This is a genomic window from Pseudomonas brassicacearum, from assembly GCF_003732265.1.
GTDB classification, from domain to species: Bacteria; Pseudomonadota; Gammaproteobacteria; order Pseudomonadales; family Pseudomonadaceae; genus Aquipseudomonas; species Aquipseudomonas brassicacearum_D.
This window is the reverse complement of record NZ_MOBK01000008.1, coordinates 99,452-119,402: the sequence shown is the minus strand read 5'-3', so window position 1 is coordinate 119,402 and position 19,951 is coordinate 99,452. Positions and strand designations below refer to the sequence as shown.

Below are 19,951 nucleotides of genomic sequence, written 5' to 3'. Positions count from 1 at the left end.
AAGCCCGCTCCCACATTTGATCTTCGTTGTTGCTGAAAGCTTCGACTTACTTTCGGGCGACGATCACCGCACGCATCGGCGCCGGCAGCCCTTCAATCGTCTTGCTGTGATCGTCCGGATCGAGGAAGTCGCTCAGCGATTGATACTTCATCCACTCCGTACCGCGCTGTTCCTCGACCGTGGTTACGCTCACGTCCACGCACCGCACATCGGTGAACCCGGCACGCCGTAACCACAGCTCCAACGCCGGCACCGACGGCAGGAACCATACGTTGCGCATCTGTGCGTAGCGGTCTTCCGGCACCAGCACTTGCTGCTGATCGCCTTCAATCACCAGCGTCTCCAGCACCAGTTCACCGCCCTTGACCAGGCAATCCTTCAGCGCCAGCAAATGCTCGATCGGCGAACGACGATGGTAGAACACGCCCATGGAAAAAACCGTGTCGAAGCCTTCCAGCTCCGGCGGCAGGTCTTCGAACGGGAATGGCAGGTGCCAGGCATTCGGTTCGGACAGGTAACGCTGCACCGCCTGAAACTGGCAGAAGAACAGCCAGTTCGGGTCAACGCCGATCACGCTATCGGCACCGGCGCCGAGCATGCGCCACATGTAGTAGCCGTTGCCGCAGCCGACATCGAGGATGCGTTTGCCCTTCAGATCCAGGTGCGGTGCAACGCGCGACCACTTCCAGTCCGAACGCCATTCGGTGTCGACGTGTACGCCAAACAAATCAAACGGACCTTTGCGCCATGGCGACAACCCCATCAGCGCGGTACGCATCTGCGCACGGGTTTCGTCGTCGCACTCGGTGTCCAGTATCAGGCCATTGAGCAAGTCGACGTCGCTCGGCTGGATCTTCGGCAATGCATCCAGCGCACTTTGCCAGCGCTCAAGGTCGCCGTGACCCTTCTCCATTTTTTTGTCGAGTTGCGCTTGCAGGGTGTTGGCCCAAGCGGCCAGTGGTGTACCGGCCAGACGGCGGGCGAGGGGGGACAGATCAATCATGGCAAGGCAATCAACGAGGCAAAGTTTAGACACTGGAACCACGGCACGACTTTCGAGAACCCGGCGGCCAGCAGGCGGTCGCGGTGTTCTTCGAGGCTGTCGGGCTTCATGACGTTTTCGATGGCGCTGCGCTTCTGGGCGATTTCCAGTTCGCTGTAGCCGTTGGCGCGTTTGAAGGCGACGTGCAGGTCGGTGAGCAACGCGTGTTCTCCAGGGTCATTGAAACGCAGCTTCTCCGACAGGATCAGCGCGCCGCCCGGCAACAACGACTGGCGGATGCGCGACAGCAATGCAGTGCGCTGCTCCGGGGCGATGAATTGCAGGGTGAAGTTCAGCGCCACCACCGAGGCCGGCTGAAACTCAAGGGCGAGGATATCGCCCTCGATCACTTCCACCGGCAGCAACTCCTGGAACATCGAGTCCTGACCGTTGAGGTATTCGCGGCAGCGCTCGACCATCGCCGCAGAGTTATCCACCGCGATGACGCGGCAACCGTCGGTGCGCACGTGCCGGCGCAGCGCCTGCGTCACAGCGCCCAGGGACGAACCAAGGTCGTAGAGCACACTGTTGGGCTGGGCGAATTGCGCGGCGAGCACGCCGAGGTTTTCCACGATGGTCGGATAACCCGGCACCGAGCGCTTGATCATGTCCGGGAACACCCGCACCACGTCCTCGTTAAAGGCGAAGTCAGGCACCTGGGCCAAAGGCTGGGCGAAAAGGCGATCGGATTCTTTGCTCACGGCGGTTCCAGCGGCATGGGTGGAAAAGGCCGGCATTTTAGCCAAATTGACGGGGGGATGCGCGGGTTGTCTGATAAACCGCTGGGTTCATGCAGTTTGAAAGATGAAAGGGCTGTTGTGGCGAGGGAGCTTGCTCCCGCTGGAGTGCGAAGCGCTCCCGTGTATTCCTTCAGGCTCACCGCACTCACCGCACTCACCGACTTCACGACTGCTGCGCAGCCGAGCGGGAGCAAGCCCCCTCACCACAGATTCAGCGCGGTTTCTGGGTGAACGCCGACGCCGTAATTCCCCATTGCCCCAGCCAGTAACTAAGGATGATCACATAAGGCGCTGCATCAAACGGCGCGACAAAGCGGCTGATGCCAATCACGCTGTCGGAGAACACAAACGCCAGCGCACCTGCCGCCGCCAGCACCGCCGAGCGTTTCGGCACATCCGTGCCCAAGCGAGCCAGTGCCCGCCAGAGCATTGCGCTGATGGCCATGCCATAAACGATCACCGGGATCAGCAACGGGCCGAGGCCGTGGGAAATCAGAATCCCCAACAACACCGCGCCGACGCCCAGGGCAATCACCAAGGGCAACGCCGCCAACCGCCGGCAATCGCTCAAATAGGCTTTGAGATAAGCCAGATGCGCGACCAGAAACGCCCCGAGACCAAACACAAACAGATCCCCCGGCCACGCCAGCAGCACGTCGCCGAGCAGCGAGAAAATCAGGCCAAGGCTGATCCAGCGCCGATAGTCGCTGGGCGGCGCGTCGTGCAACCAGCCGAGCAGGGCCAGTACGGGCAATGGTTTGACCAACAGACAAAGCAACGTCGCGTGCACGCTCACGCCATACAGGAAGGTCACGGCACCCATCAGCGCCAGAATCAGCCAGCCCACGATCAGTTAACCGAGATTGCGCAGTCGAAAGTTTCCACCGGCAACACTTCCGGGGCCCAGGGTTGTTGCGAGGTCAAGCGCAAGCGCCCGGTACCGGCGGTAAAGGCCTGAAAGCGCCAGGTCGAAATACCGGCGCTGCCGACGATGCCGGCATCTTCCGGATTGCTGTACACCTCAGGGCTGAGCGCATGCAGGACACCACCTGCCGAATCCTGGATCGCCCAGCGGTAACCCGTGCTTGGGTTGCTTGGCAGGGTCAGGATCAGGTTTTGCCCGCTGTTGAGTTTCACCGGACATTGGCTTTGTTTTTCCACGGTCACGTTCTGTTTCGGCTGCGTGGCGCAGGCGGCCAGCAAGGAAAGGGCGAGGGGGACAAACAAGCGAGTGGGGGACATAAGGTCAGCGGCTCCGGCGTTCACGACGAACGGCGAGCATAACTGAAGATGAGACAAAGTGTGACAGCGGCGGGGCCGTCGTTGTCAGTGCCGACGCTATCGCGAGCAGGCTCGCTCCCACAGGTTTTGAGGTGATCACAAATGTGTGACCACACTCGATCCCTGTGGGAGCGAGCCTGCTCGCGATGGCGGTAGTACCGGCGTTACAGGGCTGTCAGAACAAAATCTTCGCCACATCCGCAAAACGCTTGGCGAAATGCACGGTAATCCCTTCCTTCAGGTAATCCGGCAGTTCCTCAAAGCTGCCACGGTTAGGTTCCGGCAAGATCAATTCAAAGATCTTCTGCCGCCGCGCCGCAATCACCTTCTCGCGGACCCCGCCAATCGGCAGTACATGCCCGGTCAACGTCAGTTCACCCGTCATGGCCACACCTTTTTTCGGCGGCTGGTTGCGTGCGAGCGAGAGCAGGGCGCTGGCCATGGTCACGCCGGCGCTCGGGCCGTCTTTCGGGGTGGCGCCTTCCGGGACGTGGAGGTGGACGAAGGCTTCGTCGAAGAACTTCGGATCACCGCCAAACGACTTCAGATTTGAGCTGACGTAGCTGTAGGCGATTTCCGCCGACTCTTTCATCACATCACCCAGTTGCCCGGTGAGTTTGAAACCACGGTTCAGCGTGTGGATCCGCGTCGCTTCAATCGGCAAGGTCGCGCCGCCCATGCTGGTCCAGGCCAGACCGGTGATAACGCCGGTGCCGGACAGCACTTGCTCGTTGCGGAAGACCGGATGACCGAGTGAGGCTTCAAGGTCTTTCGGAGCAATTTTGATCACCGCTTTCGGTTCGTCGATCAATTTCACCACGGCTTTGCGCACCAGTTTGCCCAGTTGTTTTTCCAACTGACGCACGCCGGCTTCGCGGGCGTACCCGTCGATCAACGCTTTGAGGGCGCTGTCGCTGATGCTCAGGCTGCCTTTGGACACGCCGGCCTTTTCCAGCTGCTTGGGCCACAGGTGACGCTTGGCGATGGCGATTTTTTCTTCGGTGATGTAACCCGACAGGCGAATCACTTCCATCCGGTCAAGCAACGGGCCGGGGATCGAGTCCAGGGTGTTGGCGGTGCATACGAACAGCACTTTCGACAGGTCCAGGCGCAGGTCCAGGTAATGGTCGAGGAATTCGACGTTCTGTTCCGGATCGAGGGTTTCCAGCAGCGCCGAGGCCGGGTCGCCCTGGTAGCTTTGGCCCATCTTGTCGATCTCGTCGAGCATGATCACCGGGTTCATCACTTCGACGTCTTTCAACGCCTGCACGAGTTTGCCCGGTTGCGCGCCGATGTAAGTGCGGCGGTGGCCCTTGATCTCGGCTTCATCGCGCATGCCGCCGAGGCTGAAGCGGTAGAACGGCCGGCCGAGGGATTCGGCGATGGACTTGCCGACGCTGGTTTTACCTACGCCCGGCGGGCCGACCAGCAACACGATGGAGCCGCTGATCTCGCCTTTGTAGGCACCGACCGCGAGGAATTCGAGGATGCGGTCCTTGATGTCGTCAAGGCCGGCGTGGTGCTTGTCGAGCACCTTGCGCGCGTGCTTGAGGTCGAGTTTGTCTTCGCCGTACACGCCCCACGGCACCGAGGTCGCCCAGTCGAGATAGTTGCGGGTGACCGCGTACTCCGGGGAGCCGGTCTCGAGGATCGACAGCTTGTTCATTTCCTCTTCGATGCGTTTCTGCGCTTGCGGCGAGAGCACTTTGCCGGTCAGGCGTTGCTCGAACTGCTCGATGTCGGCGCTGCGATCATCCTTGGTCAGGCCCAGCTCTTGCTGAATGACCTTGAGTTGTTCCTTGAGGAAGAACTCGCGCTGATGCTCGCCGATCTTGCGGTTAACTTCGGCAGAAATCTCTTTTTGCAGGCGCGCAACCTCGACTTCCTTGCGCAGCATCGGCAGGACTTTTTCCATGCGCTTGAGCATGGGCACGCAGTCGAGCACTTCTTGCAACTCGCCACCGGTGGCGGAGGTCAGGGCGGCGGCGAAGTCGGTCAGCGGCGACGGGTCGTTGGGGCTGAAGCGGTTGAGGTAGTTTTTCAGCTCTTCGCTGTACAGCGGGTTGAGCGGCAGCAGTTCCTTGATCGCATTGATCAGCGCCATGCCGTAGGCCTTGACCTCGTCGGTCGGCTCGGTGGGCTGGTGCGGGTATTCGACTTCCACCAGGTACGGTGGGCGATGGTGCTTGAGCCAGGTCTTGATGCGCACCCGGGTCAGGCCCTGGGCGACGAATTGCAGTTTGCCGTTTTCACGGCTGGCGTGGTGAACCTTGACCAGCGTGCCGTACTCGGGGAGTGCGCCGGTGTTGAAATGGCGCGGGTCTTCCTGGGGCGTGTCCATGTAGAACAGGGCCAGGGAGTGGTGATCGGCTTTGCTGACCAGGTCGAGGGTTTCGGCCCACGGTTCTTCGTTGACGATGACCGGCAGGACTTGGGCCGGGAAGAACGGGCGGTTGTGGATGGGGATGATGTAGACCTTGTCCGGTAGGTTCTGGCCGGGCAGGGCGAGGCCTTTGCCGGTGGCGTGGTGTTCGATTTGCTCTGCTTCGTCGTACTCGCTCGGGTCTTCGGGGAATTCTTGCTGGTCGCTCATGGGGCACCTGCGCAATGGGGTATGGGTGTTAGATGGGGCAGGTGGGGGGTGGTTTCAATGGCACGGGATATTTCAAGTTGTGTGTTCAGGGTTTGGACAGGTGCTGGTGACGTGGCGGCCTCTGGGCCGACCATGTTGTTGTTTTTGGTGTACATATCCGTTGCTGCGGTAACGGCTGCTTAGGGTTTCGCCCTTACGGCGACTCACTATTTTTTTCAAACGCCAAAAAAAAGTAAGCAAAAAAAGGCTCGCCCCGAGCGTCCGGCCCCTCGCCAGGGCTCGGCGTTCCTTCGCTCCGGTATCCATCCGGGGACACTGCCCTCCGGTCTGCTTCGCTACGACCTACATGCAGCGTGTTCGACTGCGTCGAACGGCGCTACGCGCCACTCCCCGGATGAACACCTCCACTCAGCCTCCCGAAGGGGCGGGCAGATCAAGAGCTGCAGGCGAGCTAACGCTCGGCCTGTTGAGTGGTGAGAAGCAACGGCTGTAGGCCGATTCAATGTGGGAGCGGGCTTGCTCGCGAAGACGGCCTCACAGCCGACCAATCTCCATCAGATGTACCCAGATCAAACTGTGGGAGCGAGCTTACTGGGGGATTAGCGGTGTGGCGCCGGTTTGGGCAGTTCGAGGTTGTCCATCATCCGGTTCGCGGCCAGTTCGGCGAGCATGACGATTTGCTGGATGGCCATGGCGGTGTTGCGGTGCGGGCCTTCCAGGTAGGCGGCAAAATCGCCGGCCATGACGCTGGCCTGGGCCAGGGTTTCACAGGTGTGGGCCAGCAGGTCTTCGTCTTTGAGGTCCGGTGCAAGCATGAACATGGTGCTGGGTTTGCGGGTGGGTGGTGATTTCAGGGCTGCGGGGTTGAGGTAGTGATTCAGCGCGCGTTCAGCAGCGTCGTGGAATTTTTTGGAATCGACGGATTCGTAGGGGGAAACGTCGTCGGTTTCCGGGGGATTTGGTGTTTCTTTGATCATGGTGAAGCTCCATTCGAAAATAGGGAGTTCGCCACGACTGCGACCAAGCAGTTGGGTGGCAAACCGTACGCAGGTTGGTCGACCAGGGAATGGACCCGGCAGGGCCGAAGCCCTCCCACGCACAGCTCGCCATGAAGCAAGCACGAAAAGTGCGTCATTCTAAACCTGGGCGACCAAACCCGGTCGCTGAATTTGCAGCGACGGGCAGATCCTATCCCCATGACTTCCGACACGACAACCGACACAGCCTGTCGGAATCCCCCTCAAAAACCGCCTCGGCTGTAGGACCAGCGCAAAGTTTTCAGACTGATCACAATCGAAATGTGGGAGCGGGCTTGCTCGCGAAGGCTGTTTAACATTCAACATTTTTATCGACTGAAACACCGCTTTCGCGAGCAAGCCCGCTCCCACATTTGATTGGTGTTGTAGTGAAAATCGCGGCCACAAAAAAGGCGACCCCCTCACAGGAGTCGCCTTCGCTTTAACCGCCGCTAAACCTTACTCGGACAGTTTGTACGCCATCACATAGTCACCTTGCTTGGTGCCCAGCGACCCGTGACCGCCCGCAACGACCAGCACGTATTGCTTCCCGTCCTTGCCGGTGTAGGTCATCGGTGTGGTTTGCGCGCCTGCTGGCAGGCGGCCTTCCCACAGTTGCTTGCCGTTTTTCACGTCATAGGCGCGCAGGTACTGGTCGAGGGTGCCGCTCAGGAAACCAACGCCGCCAGCAGTGACGAAGGTGCCGCCCAGGCTTGGAACGCCCATGCTCAATGGGATTGGAACCGGTGAGCTGTCGCGCACGGTGCCGTTCTTGTGCATCCAGATTTTTTCATGGGTGGTCAAATCGACTGCGGCCACGTAGCCCCACGCCGGTGCCTGGCACGGCAGGCCCATTGGCGACAGCAGGGGTTCGAGGACCACGCCGTACGGCGCGCCTTTGTTTGGCTGCACGCCTTCGGTTTCGCTTTTGCGCGGGCCTTGGGCGGCGATTTCCGCCGCCGGGATCATTTTCGATTTGAAGGCCATCCAGTCCGGGTTCACGAACAGGATCTGACGCACCGGATCCACCGAGACACCGCCCCAGTCGAACACGCCGAAGTTACCCGGATAAACGATCGAACCTTGTAGCGATGGCGGGGTGAACGGGCCGTCGTAGCGCAGGGACTTGAAGGTGATCCGGCAGACCAGTTGGTCGAACGGCGTCACACCCCACATGTCGCGTTCTTTCAACGGCGGCGGCATGAAGTTGAGGTCGGACTTGGGTTGGGTCGGCGAGGTGTGATCACCGGCGACAGCGCCTTGCGGCACCGGCACTTCGTTGATCGGCACGATGGCCTTGCCGGTGCTGCGATCCAGCACGTAGATGCTGCCTTGCTTGGTGGACGCGAGCACCGCCGGCTTCACGCCGTCAGCGGTTTTCAGGTCCATCAGGGTTGGCTGGCCGCCGACGTCCATGTCCCACAGGTCATGGTGGGTGAACTGGAAGTGCCAGCGCACTTTGCCGGTGGCGATGTCCAGTGCGGTCAGGCCGGCGGCGTGCAGTTCCGATTCTGGAGTGCGAGCGCCACCGAACTGGTCCGGGGTCTGGTTGCCCATCGGCAGGTAAAGCATGCCGAGTTTTTCGTCGACCGCGAACATGGACCACATGTTCGGCGAGTTGCGGGTGTAGGTCTGGCCTTCGGCAATCGGCGTGGTGTCGTCCGGTTTGCCGCTGTCCCAGTTCCACACCAGTTTGCCGGTGTGCACGTCGAACGCGCGGATCACGCCGCTTGGCTCGTCGGTGGAGACGTTGTCAGTCACGTGGCCGCCAATCACTACCAGGTCTTTGGTGACCGCTGGAGGCGAGGTGGAGTAGTAACCGCCGGCAGTGAAGCCGCCGATGTTGGCGCGCAGGTCAACCTGGCCCTTGTCGCCGAAGTCTTCGCACATCTTGCCGGTGTCGGCGTTGAGGGCGATCAGACGGGTGTCGGCGGTCGGCAGGAAGATCCGGCGTGGGCAGGCATTGGTCACGGCGGCGCTGGCGCTGCCGGTCGGGCTCTGCTCGGAGGCGTAGACGGCGTCATCGTGATACGACACGCCACGGCAGGTCATGTGCGCCCAACCCTTGAAATTCGCCGCGTTTTGCGTGGAGAGCTTAGGGTCGAAACGCCAGATTTCCTTGCCGGTGTCCGGGTCCAGCGCGATCACCTTGCTGTGCGGCGTGCACACATAGAGCATGCCGTTGACTTTCAGCGGGGTGTTTTCAGCGGTGGTCTCGCCCGGATCGTTCGGGCCCGGCAGGTCGCCGGTGCGGTAAGTCCACGCCGGGACCAGTTTGTGCGCGTTTTGCGGGGTGATCTGCGCCAGCGGCGAGTAACGATCACCGTGGGCGCTGCGGCCGTAGGAATTCCAGTCACCGTCGGGCATGGCCGGCGCGGTGTTGGTCATGCCGGGCACGCTGTCGCGGTCCAGTTGACCCTTGATTTCACCCGGGTTGGTGAATTGGCTGGCCAATGCGGCCACGCCTGCCACGACCACGGCGACGCTCAGGGCGCCGGTGCCCATCGGTGCAGCGCCTTCGCGCAGCAGCGGGCGACGGAACCAGGGCAGCAGCATGACGATACCCAGCGCAAACCACAGCGCCAGGCGCGGCACCAGTTGCCACCAGTCGAGGCCAACTTCCCACAATGCCCAAATGGTACTGGCGAACAGCACCAGTGCGTACAGGCCCAGCGCAGCGCGGCGGGCCAGGAGCAGCAGCACGCCGGTCAGCGTCAGGCCGATACCGGCCAGCAGGTAATACAGCGAGCCGCCGAGCATGCTCAGCTTGATCCCGCCGGCCAGCATGGCCAGGCCCATTAGCAGAAGCAGGATGCCGAGCAGGCTCGGCAACAGACGGCTTCGACTCAAAGCACCATCAGTGCTCATAGTGTGGTTCTCCGTGACGTTTTAAGTAGTCCCGCGCAAGTTCACTGTAGATGACGATCAGGCGTGGGCATGGTTCAGTTGAAATCTGTTCGGTTGATGCATTCCCTTGTGGGAGCGGGCTTGCTCGCGAATGCGATGTGTCAGTCAACAGTGATGTTGAGGCTGACGGCCCCTTCGCGAGCAAGCCCGCTCCCACAGGTTCTGTGTGTGTTTTAGAAGGATGAAGTGATCTTGATCCCGCCAATCAGGGCGTCATCGACCTGGTCCACGCCACCGGGATGGCGGATGTATTGCAGGTTCGGGCGCACGGTCAGCCAGTTCGTCACATGCACGCCGTAATAGAGCTCGGCGCTGTATTCGGTGTCTTGCGGCGGCAGGAACGTCGGGTCGTCGTAGTTGAAGACGGCGCGGGCCTGATTGGTCGCCTCGGCGTTTTTGCGGTAGGCCGGGTTGACGTGAACCCGGGCCAGGGCGAAGCCGATGTCGTCTTTGGCGCGCGCATCGAACAAGCCTTTGTAGACCACGCCAGCCTGGACGTAGTTGTCGATGGCGTTGGTCTTCTTGTCGTGCATCGTGCCGTTGGCGAACACGTTCAAGCCACGACTGTTATCGCTGGCGACGCTGGTGATCTGCTGCTGAATGCCGAGCCACACACCGTGTTTGCTCGATGCACTGCGATACGCTTCGCCACTCAGGGCCGCTGGATGACCATTACTGTCCTTATAGACGTCGGTGGCGTTGGCGCTGCTGTAGTAATAACCGGCGCGGTATTCGCCCGGCAGACCGTTGAGCTTCGGCGTCCACACCAGCTCCACCGGCAAAATCGCGCCCTGGGTGCCGCTGCCACTGAGCTTGAAGCCGTTGTCGCGATCCAGGTTCGACGGGTTTTGCTCGTAGGCACCGACCTGCGCGTACAGCTGCGGCGTGAGGTGGTATTTAACGCGCAACGCCCATTGGCTGACTGGCCAGTTGTACCAGATGTCGCCAACCCAGTTGCCGACCTGCGAGCCGCAGAACGCCAGGTTCTGGAAGTCGCAGGGGAAGCTGTTGAAGTCTTCGCCTTCGCCGAAACGACCGGCCTTGATGTCGAGTTTCTGGTCGAAGAATTTCTGCTGATACCACATCTGCGTCAGGCGCCAGGTTTGCCCACGGCCCCAGACTTCCTGGGCCGAGGTAAAGCCGCCCACCCGCGGATCATTGATGCGGTCGTTGCTGATGTTGTTGCCGTTGCGCTCGGTGATGGTCAGCTGAAATTCGGCGTCGTCCCAACCGAGGATTTTCTGCAGGTCCAGGTGCGTGCCGAGACCGAACTGGTCGCTGTAGCGCGCGGTGCGGTCATGGTCGTAGCCGCCGTGCAGGTTGCTGCCCATTTCGCCGGTGTAATCGACTTTGAAGTCGTAGCCTTTTCCCGCAAGTTCGGTGCGCGTGCCGTTCCAGTCGCCGAGCATCCACGGTGAGTCGCTATCGAAGGCGGGCGCCGCCTGGGTGCAGGTGGCGAAGCCCAGTGCGGTGAATCCACCGATCAGGTTCAGGGCTTTTCGGCTGGCGATAGCTGTGCAGACAGCGCTGTCTCGCGAAGTTTGAAAGTAAGGCATAGAGAAGAAATTCTGGGTCTTTTTCTAGGGAAGATACGGAGTGCAGCAGGGCAAGAAGCCGTTTGCAGAAGCGTTTCAGCTTGGCGGCGCAAGGATAATGTTCTGTTACAAATAGAGAAAGGGCTTTTATGGACATGGATCGTTTCAGATTTGGTAACAGTGCCGGGCGGCGACCTTCAACGTCACCTACATTGATTGATAGCGCACAGAGCGCTTCCACCCGATCACACCCTCGGCTAAGGTGCGCGGCTTCCCACTCCTTACATCGCTCGAAGGCCCGGCATGACCGAACAGAACAACAACCCGCTGCATGGCGTGACGCTGGAACAGATCCTCAACGCCCTGGTTGAACATTACGAATGGTCAGGGCTGGCCGAGCGCATTGATATCCGCTGCTTCAAGAGCGACCCGAGCATCAAGTCGAGCCTGACGTTCCTGCGCAAAACCCCGTGGGCCCGGGAGAAGGTCGAGCGTCTGTACGTGAAGTTGATGCGCACCAAGCGACCGGTCTGAACATGCCAGGCTCGGTCGCGAGGCGTCGTTTTGTAGCCACTGCGGCGGTACTGGGCTGGGCCGGACTGGCCATTCAGCTGTACCTGATCCTGTATTCACGCTGGACGCTGGACGCCCGGTTGATCGGCGGTCTGGTGAGTTTTTTCAGCTATTTCACGGTGCTGACCAACACGCTGGTGGCGACGGTACTGACTTGCGAATGGACGTCCCGTGAGTCCGCGGCTCGACGCTGGTTTTTACAACCGTGGGTGAGCAGCGCGATTGCCGTGAGCATCGCCGTGGTGGGATTGGTGTACAGCGTGCTACTGCGGCATTTGTGGCACCCCGAAGGCTGGCAGTTCCTGGCGGATGAATTGCTCCACGACATCATGCCGATGCTGTTTCTGGCCTATTGGTGGTGGTGCGTGCCCAAAGGCACGTTACGGCTGCGGCACATTGGCCTGTGGGTGATTTATCCGCTGGGGTATTTCGCCTATGCGTTGTGGCGCGGGCATCTGCTGGCGGTTTATCCGTATCCGTTCATTGATGTGGATAAGTTGGGTTATCCACAGGTGTTTGTGAATGCGGGGGGATTGTTGGTGGGGTTTGTGGCGGTTGCGCTGATGGTGATCGGGCTGGACAGATGGCAGGCCCGAAAGCGAACCTGAACTGTGGCGAGGGGGCTTTTGTGGCGAGGGGGCTTGCCCCCGTTGGGCTGCGAAGCGGCCCCAAAGTCCGGGAGCGCTGCGCACTCCAACGGGGGCAAGCCCCCTCGCCACAGGAAGGTTGGCAACTTTTAGTTATTCATCGTCGTTTGCATCCAATCGCCAGTAGCCGACCGCTTTGACCATTTGCTCATTCAGCCCATGCTCATCCAGCAACACCCGCCGTATCTGCCGCGACACTTTGGTCTCGGTCGCCACCCACGCATACAGATCGCCGCTCGGCACTTGCAGTTGCTTCACGGTGGTCAGCAGATTGTCTTTACCCCCTTCACGCAGCACCCAAATCACATCGACCTGCGCTGCGCTTTCCAGACGTTGTTGTTCAGCGCCGTTCTCCACTTCCACAACCACCAGCGCACGGCGATTGGCCGCCAGGCCTTCGAGGCGACGGGCGATGGCGGGCAGGGCGGTTTCGTCGCCGATCAGCAAGTAACTGTCGAACATGTCCGGCACGATCATCGAACCGCGTGGCCCGCCGATGTGCAGGAACTGGCCGGGTTTGGCTTGCTCGGCCCAGGTCGAGGCAGGGCCGTCGCCGTGCAGCACGAAATCGATGTCCAGCTCCAGCGTGTCGAGGTCGTAGCGACGAGGCGTGTAGTCGCGCATCGCCGGCATCGGCCCGTTGTCCTTGCCTGCGCCGAGCACCAACGTTTCCAGTGCCGCTTGTTCTGCTGCGTTCTGCGGGAACAGCAGTTTGACGTGGTCGTCGGTGCCGAGGCTGACGAAGCCGGCCAGCTCCGGCCCGCCCAAGGTAATCCGGCGCATGCGCGGCGTCAGGTCGACCACGCGCAACACTTGCAGACGACGGCGTTTGATTTCATGCATGACGCGGTGGATGGATTGCACGATCACTTCAGTCATTCGGCGTTCTCCTGAACGGGTGAAACGGCAGGGCCGTCGACGATGGCCTTGGCGGTATTGTTGAGCAGGTCACGCACCCGCAGGATTTCTTCGGGGCTCCAGCGGCCGTGGTGCATCTGCAAGGCGTGACGCAAGTTGTGCACGGCCTCGTGGATCTCGGCCGGGCGGTCGTGGCCGCGCAGCGAACGCTTGCTGACGTCGATGCGCATCCGCACGCCGTCCAGCGCAACTGCTTGGTCCGTCAGTGATAGACGTCCGGCGTCGGTGATGCTGTAGCGTTTTTTACCGCCCTCGGCGTCGCCCAGGATCATTTCGCTTTCTTCCAGGAACGTCAGGGTCGGATAGATCACGCCGGGGCTGGGGCTGTACGCGCCGTCGAACATGCTTTCGATCTGGCGGATCAGGTCATAGCCGTGGCAGGGCTGCTCGGCGATCAGCGCCAACAGCAGTAATTTCAGATCTCCGGGGGCGAACACCCGTGGCCCGCGTCCGCCGCGTTCACGGCCGGGGCCGGGGCGTTTTTCGAAGCCGTCGCGGCTATCGCCGTGTTCTCGATGGGAATGATGGTCTCTCATTTTGCGTCTTCTCTCGTCGTGTTTAGATATAACGTAAGATATATCTTATGGCGAGAGCAAGGTCGCAGGACGAACGGTCATGGTGAGGGAGGCGCGTGCAAGGACCGGGCTGGCAGAAATCCTGCTCTTTTAGAGTAATAAAACTAATCCGGCGAGTTTGAAGCTTATCAAGGGCTTATTAGTGTGTTAGTAGTATTGATCTTACGGAAGTTTAATTAGTTGTCGTCTGTGTGGTTTTTTAGTCAAGGCTGTGTGTAGTACTTCTCTGAGGGTCATACAGCGCAATTAGTTTATTTCTGTCTTTTTTCCTGTTGTTCGAAGGCCGTTGTTACTACATGTTCTTCGGAACTTACGTACTTACTTTCTTTGGTGATTGGTCGATCATGCTCCGGCGTCGAAAGTTAAGCCGGCACACGATGATTCGCACTGGCTTGTTCAGATTTTTCGGCCCAATCCTTTGAAAAGACAGGTACTCAACAATGCTCAATAAGTTTGCAATCGCCGTCCCGATGACCCTCTTGGCGCTCAGCTCTTCGGTGGCGTTCGCTGCAGAAGAAGCACGCACCTCCATCAATATCAGCGCCACGATCCCCACCCAGGTATTCCATGCCCAACCGGTGGATCCTGACTTCGGTAAAGATGAAAAAATGGCCTACAACCTGGTGGCTGGCACCTTGAGCCCGCTGCGTGCGACTTACGATATTCGCCACACCAACGGTTCGGTCAACGCTTACGTAGAAGGTGGTCCGCAACCCCTGTTCAACGGTACCAACAACATCGCGCTGACCTACTCTTTCAACGGCGTAACCTTGACTGGCGCGTCCCAGGAAGTGGTCGGCGATACCGAATCCAATGGGGGGATGCGGGCTGATCTGGTGATTGCCGCCGCCAAACCGACCGCTGCTCAGACGGGTTTTTACACGGCCAATCCGGTCGTGGTCTTCGATGCCGTTCCGCGCGTCCAGTAATACGGTTATGAAGTAAGGCTCGTTCTTATTTAGATAACACTTGCCGGTCGACAGGAAACTTCTGCCTGTCGATCGGGTTTTAACGTACTTGTATTCAGAGTATTTCGTTCATGTTCCCGATGTCCCCCATCGCGACGGCGCTTGCCCTGCTTTGTTGCGCAACCGCTTTGGCCGCGCCTGCAGATAATGCGTACACCCCTCGAAGTCTGTTGGCCCAGGCCAAGGGTTTGCCGACCGAGTTCGAAGAGCACTTCTTTGATGTGCCGTTGGCGGTGCGCGTGGAACTTGATAAACAGTTTCTCGGTGAGGCGATGGTCGTGTTAACGCGCGATGATCGCATTACCCTCGTTGACTTCACTGATATTAGCGACAGCCAGATCAAGCCCAGTGAGCGCGACATTTGGTCGAGCTATCTGAAGCAGGGCGTGAACCTCGGCGCCTGCAAAGCCAACTGCCCCGAGCAATTGCTGGCCGTGCACTACAGCCTCGAAAACTCCTTGGTCTCGATTCTCACGCAAAATGCTGAGCGTGACGATCAGGTGCAACGCTATTACAACCTGCCTGAGGGGGGCAGCACCGGATTGATCGTGCGCAACCAGTTGAACCTCAACGGCGGCCAGGACCAGGACCTCGGTGGGCGCTACGGTCTGGAAGCCAGCAGCAGCCTCGGCAACTGGACCCAAGCGGTCAACATTCAGCTGTCGCGACTGGGCGGCATGGATGACCAGCTCTACCACGCGGTGAATGAGCTTTATACCCAGCGTGAACTGGAGGGCAATTTTCTGCGCCTGGGCTATTTCACCCCCTCATCCGAAGGCCTGACTCGCCAACCGCGCACCTTTGGTACCAGTCCCGATACGGCGCTGGGTGTGATGTATGGCAGCTCCGACAGTTTGGCCATCAACAACCCGAAGCCGGCGGTTTATCCGATTTATGTCACCGCCAATCGCCAGGGGGCGGTGGAGGTTTATCGCGACGGTCTGCTGATCAATACCCAGGCGATGCCTGCCGGTTTGCAGACCCTCGATACCCGCCCACTGCCGGGGGGCATTTATGAAGTGGAAGTGCGCCTGATCGAGGACGGCCAGATCACCTCCAGCACTCAGGAGCTGGTCTACAAGCCGAACAACTGGCGCAATCATGACGAGCTCTGGCGCTACAACCTGTTCGCCGGCCGTGAATCGGGCTTGCTCAGCAACTGGGATCAACCCGACGATGGCGATATGACCGCCGGCGCGTCGCTCAACTACTTGCTGCACCCGCGAGTGATTCTCGGCCTGAGCGGTCGACAAGTGAGCGATAGCCTGCAACTCGGTACGTCGGTCGACTGGGCCATCGTCAATAACGCCAGCCTGTATGCCAACGTCTACCAGACCGAAGACTACGGCACCGGTCTCGACGTGCAGGGCCTGTATTCCTACGCCAGCGGCAGCCTCGTCGCCAGCTATAACCGCAGCTGGCTCGACACCACAAAACTGTATGACACCCTGCCCGATGGCACGCGGGTGCGCCAGCCCAACGTCTTTATCGGGCAAACCAGCAACTCTTCGTTGTCGATCAACCATCGACTGACCAGCAAAAGCTCGATCAATGCGCGGGTGTCCCACAGCGAGGGCAACACCAATGGCACGGGTGTGGACCTGGGGTGGGCCCAGCGCACAACGTTGTTTGGCAGCGACGCCAATTGGCGCCTGTCACTGTTCGATCGGCCGGGCAGCATCAGTTCCGATAACGACCGCAACCGGGGTGTCGATTTGAGCGTCAGCATTGCCCTGGGCGGCCCCGGTGAACAGATCTCCGGCAGCCTCGGCACCCGCACGGCCCGCGACGGTGGCCGGGATAACAACGCCTCGATCACTTACCGCAAAGACCTGCAGGATCACATTCTGCAAAACGTGTCCGCCACGGCCATCACGGACACCTACGGCATCGGTCTGAACACCATGGCAACGATGCAATCGGACCTGGTCAATGCCGATGGTTTCATTCAACGCTCGTCCTTCAACAACAACTTTACCGGTGGCCTGAACCTGGACAGCACCGTGGCCGTCGGCGCACGGAAAATGGTCGTGACCAGCCAATACCATCGCAACGGCGCGGGCATGATCATCGATGTGGAGTCGGACATCGAGGACATCGCCCTGCGTGCCGACGATCTCAGTGGCGGCAGCGCAGTTCTCAAGCCCGGGCGCAATTTTGTGCCGATCACGGCCTACAAAAGCAGCTCCGTCAGTTTCGATTTCGAAGGCAACCACGTGCCGGCCGCGACCATCCAGCCGGCCCGTTCCAGTTATCACCTGAACAAGGGCGGCGTGGATTATCGGCAGATTCGCGTGATGCGAACCCTCACCGTCCTCGGCCGCCTGATCGACCCCCAGGGCAACCCGCTCAAGGGCCATCACATCATCAACCACGCCAGTCGCGGGGTGAGTGAGGTGGACGGCTTCTTCTCCATGGAAATGAACGCCGGTTCACCGACCCTGGAAGTGCGCCACGGCAACCAGCTGCTGTGCCAGTTCCGCCTGGACCCGAGCAGCGGGCGCACGGAAAACAACGTGCTGATGATCGGCGATCTGCGCTGCACGCCAGACACATTGGCGGACCTGACGCTTGAGACGCCGACGGCAGGCTGATGCCCGGCACCCCGCACTTTTTTATGAGGTAAATGACGATGAAACGTCGGTTGGCACTGATTGGTTTTTGTTTGTTCACCCAGACGGCGCATGCCGGACCGAGCATCAATATCGGCACGGTCTACGACTACCTGGACGGCGACAAAAGTACCTTTTTGAAACGCGTCTACAACGGCGGCGACAGCACCGCTTTCGTCAAGGTCAACATCCTGGAAATCCTTTACGACGCCGACGGAAAATCGCAGGAAGTGCCACTCAAATCGAATGCCGACGGCCATTCAAGGGATGGCTTGATGGCCAGCCCGGCCAGGCTGATCGTGCCCGCCAGTGGCATGCAAGGCACGCGATTGCTGTACATGGGCGAGCGCGATAAAGAGCGCTATTTCCGCGTGCGCTTCGTGCCGGTGGTGCCTGAGAAAGAAGACGAGTTCGCGGTCTCCGTTGAAGAGCGTGAGGCGTACAAGAAAACGCTGTCCGCCGGGGTCACGGTGCTGGCCGGTTATGGCGCTGTGTTTTTCGTCCGCCCCAAGGACCCGCGTTACGCCAGCGTGATCGAAAACGAGGCGGCCAGGTACCGGGTCCGCAATACCGGCAACACCGTGGTGGTGATCGACGAGTTCAAGGATTGCTCGGTCAAGAACGACCAGGACTGCCAGCCGACCACCAAGCATCACATTCTGGCCGGCCGCAACTTCGAGTTCGAGAAACAGGCTGGCCGCGAGTACCGCTTCACGTTGATTGAAGGCGAGAGCCGCAAGAAACTCGATGTGAAAGGCTGATGACTATGTTCAGAAAACTGACGGTCCTGATGATGTTCGCAATGGCCTGCCATTCAGCGTATGCCGCCCGCGAAGTGCAGCACTTCGAAGTGTTCGTAACGATCCCGAGCCAGGCGTTTTATGTCATTCCCGCAGACCCCGGCTGGATTCACCGCGAACAGCAACTGCCGTGGAATCTGGCGACCTCGACCCTGGGCGGCTTGCGCAAGTATTTCGATGTGAAGAATGAAGCCGGCTCCATCGAAGCGCGCCTCGAGGGCAGGCCGTATTTGTCCAACGGGACGGATGCCCATGACATTGGTTTGCGTGTGCTGTTCAACGATAAGTTGTTGAGCGAGGGGGAAAGCCGCGAGGTGGTTTCTCTGATCGACGCGGCGCACGGCAAGCGGGTTTTACTGGAAGTGCTGCCTTTCCCACCTGCTGATGGGGTTTATAAGCCCGGCAGCTATTTTGGCAGCGTCAACATGGTCTTCAACGCGGTGTTGCCGAAATGACGAGTTTATTGAATAAGCAATCAGTCCGGACATTGAATGGATTTGCATTGGCCAGCCTGATGTGTGCTGTGTTTGCCCTGCCCGTACAGGCAGCTGTCCTGGAGATCGAAGCAGTGTTCGAGCCGGACTCTTCGAAGCCGAATAAGAACGTGTTCGTCAACATGACACCGTCCGAGGGGTTTTGCCGCCAGGTACCTCAAGCCTGTGAACCCTACGGACTTTTCAGCCTCGGCCCGCGCATCGCCTTTGAGGCCAACGCACCGATCCTTGCCAATCATGCGGATCCTCGCCAGGGCGGTATGACCAGGGTTCCCTCAGAGTGGAGAGAGGTCCGTGTTACGCATGAATCGGGTGATTCAAAAGTGCTTTCCATTCGGATCGGAGGCATTGGTCACGAAGCAAGAGTTCCACGCCCCGTTACCGAGTTGACCGGGGGTGGATATTGGGATCAGCTTTGGGAAGGAGGGGGCTGGGTTTATGCCCCGAGTCCTTGCCAGGGTGTTGGTTGGTATTCCCATGGCGCCCAAGGCTACAACAGTTTCTGGAGAGTTCCGATCGGTGCGGGCGTGTGCAGCAAAAAGGCGCTTTTCGACATTCCGATGTCCTTCCGGTATCTGTATTTCGTTTTCGCCTATGAACTGCGCACACCCGATCCGTTGAACATGGTCGCGGGAAAATACAAAGGCTCCATTACCTACTCGGTCGGCCCTCATCAGGACTTCGACATGGGCGATGTCATGATTCCCGACGACAACCAACTGACCCTCAACTTCTCCCTGGATGTTCGGCACACCCTCAAGGTCGACATTCCTCCCGGCGGCAATCGCGTTGAACTGGTCCCGCAGGGCGGCTGGCAAGCCTGGCTGACACAGGGGCGCAAGCCGACGCGGTTGTTTCGTGATCAAACGTTCAATCTCTCTTCGTCGAGTCGCTTCAAGATGAGCCTGGACTGCCAGTACAGCACCGATGGCAATCGCTGCTCGGTGCGCGATCAGGCTTCGGGTCACGTCGTGCCGCTCGACGTCAGCCTGACCCTGCCCACTGGTCTGGTGGATGCCGCCGGTCAACCCGTCAGTCGCCGGCCGTTGCGGCGCGACGGCAGTGGTACCGAGCTATTCCAGCCACGCTTTTATGTCGATCGCAAACCGGGAACGTTGCATTTCGAGATTGCGCAGGACGAGGTCGAAGAAATGATCAATCCGGGTGCCGCCAGATCGTACTCGGGCACTGTATCGGTGATTTGGGATTCGGAAGTGGGCTAAGGGTTGAACCCTGATGCATCATCCGAT

Annotated in this window: 17 protein-coding genes; 7 read left to right on the top strand and 10 right to left on the bottom strand. The window is 59.8% G+C overall.

Going from position 1 to position 19,951, the window contains the following annotated elements; genetic code table 11:
• Positions 1-46 precede the first annotated feature (46 nt).
• From cmoB to BK660_RS21495, 8 genes are all read right to left on the bottom strand, one after another.
• Entirely contained in the window at positions 47-1,003 is a 957-nt protein-coding gene (gene cmoB / locus BK660_RS21540) for a tRNA 5-methoxyuridine(34)/uridine 5-oxyacetic acid(34) synthase CmoB (protein ID WP_123435007.1), read from the bottom strand.
• Positions 1,000-1,779 (bottom strand): carboxy-S-adenosyl-L-methionine synthase CmoA, encoded by a 780-nt coding sequence (cmoA, locus tag BK660_RS21535; RefSeq protein WP_185045165.1) that lies wholly within the window; start codon positions 1,777-1,779, stop codon positions 1,000-1,002. The genes cmoB and cmoA overlap by 4 nt, the downstream gene beginning before the upstream one ends.
• A 214-nt stretch (positions 1,780-1,993) precedes the next feature.
• Positions 1,994-2,629, bottom strand: coding sequence for a lysoplasmalogenase (locus BK660_RS21525; RefSeq protein ID WP_123435004.1), 636 nt, complete (start codon positions 2,627-2,629; stop codon positions 1,994-1,996).
• Positions 2,630-2,631: 2 nt separating this feature from the next.
• Positions 2,632-3,024 carry a protease inhibitor I42 family protein gene (locus BK660_RS21520; RefSeq protein WP_123435003.1) on the bottom strand — a complete coding sequence of 131 codons (393 nt, stop codon included), beginning with the start codon at positions 3,022-3,024 and terminating at the stop codon, positions 2,632-2,634.
• Positions 3,025-3,238: 214 nt separating this feature from the next.
• Positions 3,239-5,656, bottom strand: coding sequence for an endopeptidase La (lon, locus tag BK660_RS21515; protein ID WP_123435002.1), 2,418 nt, complete (start codon positions 5,654-5,656; stop codon positions 3,239-3,241).
• 599 nt (positions 5,657-6,255) lie between these two features.
• A complete protein-coding gene (locus BK660_RS21510) occupies positions 6,256-6,633 on the bottom strand; it encodes a DUF6124 family protein (protein WP_123435001.1) in 378 nt (125 codons plus the stop codon).
• A 498-nt stretch (positions 6,634-7,131) separates the two neighbouring features.
• Positions 7,132-9,540 (bottom strand): glucose/quinate/shikimate family membrane-bound PQQ-dependent dehydrogenase, encoded by a 2,409-nt coding sequence (locus tag BK660_RS21505; RefSeq protein ID WP_123435000.1) that lies wholly within the window; start codon positions 9,538-9,540, stop codon positions 7,132-7,134.
• 212 nt (positions 9,541-9,752) lie between these two features.
• Entirely contained in the window at positions 9,753-11,135 is a 1,383-nt protein-coding gene (locus tag BK660_RS21495; protein ID WP_123434999.1) for a carbohydrate porin, read from the bottom strand.
• 282 nt (positions 11,136-11,417) lie between these two features.
• Between BK660_RS21495 and BK660_RS21490 the strand changes: the two genes are divergently transcribed.
• A complete protein-coding gene (locus BK660_RS21490; RefSeq protein ID WP_007944895.1) occupies positions 11,418-11,648 on the top strand; it encodes a VF530 family protein in 231 nt (76 codons plus the stop codon).
• A 2-nt stretch (positions 11,649-11,650) separates the two neighbouring features.
• Positions 11,651-12,295: a Pr6Pr family membrane protein gene (locus tag BK660_RS21485; protein ID WP_123434998.1), complete on the top strand. Its 645-nt coding sequence runs from the start codon at positions 11,651-11,653 to the stop codon at positions 12,293-12,295.
• A gap of 132 nt (positions 12,296-12,427) precedes the next feature.
• Here BK660_RS21485 and BK660_RS21480 read toward each other — a convergent pair whose 3' ends face one another.
• Entirely contained in the window at positions 12,428-13,213 is a 786-nt protein-coding gene (locus BK660_RS21480; RefSeq protein WP_123434997.1) for a siderophore-interacting protein, read from the bottom strand.
• Entirely contained in the window at positions 13,210-13,788 is a 579-nt protein-coding gene (locus BK660_RS21475; protein ID WP_123434996.1) for a PadR family transcriptional regulator, read from the bottom strand. Before BK660_RS21475 ends, BK660_RS21480 begins: the two co-directional genes overlap by 4 nt.
• Before the next feature lie 479 nt (positions 13,789-14,267).
• Between BK660_RS21475 and BK660_RS21470 the strand changes: the two genes are divergently transcribed.
• From BK660_RS21470 to BK660_RS21450, 5 genes are all read left to right on the top strand, one after another.
• Entirely contained in the window at positions 14,268-14,756 is a 489-nt protein-coding gene (locus tag BK660_RS21470; RefSeq protein ID WP_123434995.1) for a CS1 type fimbrial major subunit, read from the top strand.
• Between the two features lie 110 nt (positions 14,757-14,866).
• Positions 14,867-17,389, top strand: a complete 2,523-nt coding sequence (locus BK660_RS21465; protein ID WP_123434994.1) for a TcfC E-set like domain-containing protein — start codon at positions 14,867-14,869, stop codon at positions 17,387-17,389.
• Between the two features lie 38 nt (positions 17,390-17,427).
• Positions 17,428-18,168, top strand: coding sequence for a molecular chaperone (locus BK660_RS21460; protein WP_123434993.1), 741 nt, complete (start codon positions 17,428-17,430; stop codon positions 18,166-18,168).
• A 5-nt stretch (positions 18,169-18,173) separates the two neighbouring features.
• Positions 18,174-18,662, top strand: a complete 489-nt coding sequence (locus BK660_RS21455) for a CS1 type fimbrial major subunit (RefSeq protein ID WP_123434992.1) — start codon at positions 18,174-18,176, stop codon at positions 18,660-18,662.
• On the top strand, positions 18,659-19,924 hold the full coding sequence (locus BK660_RS21450; RefSeq protein ID WP_123434991.1) for a hypothetical protein: 1,266 nt from the start codon (positions 18,659-18,661) through the stop codon (positions 19,922-19,924). Before BK660_RS21455 ends, BK660_RS21450 begins: the two co-directional genes overlap by 4 nt.
• Positions 19,925-19,951 lie beyond the last annotated feature (27 nt).

Excerpts from the sequence above, each read along its gene's own strand:
- cmoB (WP_123435007.1), bottom strand. The coding sequence starts at position 1,003 with ATGATTGATCTGTCCCCCCTCGCCCGCCGTCTGGCCGGTACACCACTG.
- cmoA (WP_185045165.1), bottom strand. The coding sequence starts at position 1,779 with ATGCCGGCCTTTTCCACCCATGCCGCTGGAACCGCCGTGAGCAAAGAA.
- BK660_RS21520 (WP_123435003.1), bottom strand. The coding sequence starts at position 3,024 with ATGTCCCCCACTCGCTTGTTTGTCCCCCTCGCCCTTTCCTTGCTGGCC.
- lon (WP_123435002.1), bottom strand. The coding sequence starts at position 5,656 with ATGAGCGACCAGCAAGAATTCCCCGAAGACCCGAGCGAGTACGACGAA.
- BK660_RS21510 (WP_123435001.1), bottom strand. The coding sequence starts at position 6,633 with ATGATCAAAGAAACACCAAATCCCCCGGAAACCGACGACGTTTCCCCC.
- BK660_RS21505 (WP_123435000.1), bottom strand. The coding sequence starts at position 9,540 with ATGAGCACTGATGGTGCTTTGAGTCGAAGCCGTCTGTTGCCGAGCCTG.
- BK660_RS21495 (WP_123434999.1), bottom strand. The coding sequence starts at position 11,135 with ATGCCTTACTTTCAAACTTCGCGAGACAGCGCTGTCTGCACAGCTATC.
- BK660_RS21490 (WP_007944895.1), top strand. The coding sequence starts at position 11,418 with ATGACCGAACAGAACAACAACCCGCTGCATGGCGTGACGCTGGAACAG.
- BK660_RS21485 (WP_123434998.1), top strand. The coding sequence starts at position 11,651 with ATGCCAGGCTCGGTCGCGAGGCGTCGTTTTGTAGCCACTGCGGCGGTA.
- BK660_RS21480 (WP_123434997.1), bottom strand. The coding sequence starts at position 13,213 with ATGACTGAAGTGATCGTGCAATCCATCCACCGCGTCATGCATGAAATC.
- BK660_RS21475 (WP_123434996.1), bottom strand. The coding sequence starts at position 13,788 with ATGAGAGACCATCATTCCCATCGAGAACACGGCGATAGCCGCGACGGC.
- BK660_RS21470 (WP_123434995.1), top strand. The coding sequence starts at position 14,268 with ATGCTCAATAAGTTTGCAATCGCCGTCCCGATGACCCTCTTGGCGCTC.
- BK660_RS21465 (WP_123434994.1), top strand. The coding sequence starts at position 14,867 with ATGTTCCCGATGTCCCCCATCGCGACGGCGCTTGCCCTGCTTTGTTGC.
- BK660_RS21460 (WP_123434993.1), top strand. The coding sequence starts at position 17,428 with ATGAAACGTCGGTTGGCACTGATTGGTTTTTGTTTGTTCACCCAGACG.
- BK660_RS21455 (WP_123434992.1), top strand. The coding sequence starts at position 18,174 with ATGTTCAGAAAACTGACGGTCCTGATGATGTTCGCAATGGCCTGCCAT.
- BK660_RS21450 (WP_123434991.1), top strand. The coding sequence starts at position 18,659 with ATGACGAGTTTATTGAATAAGCAATCAGTCCGGACATTGAATGGATTT.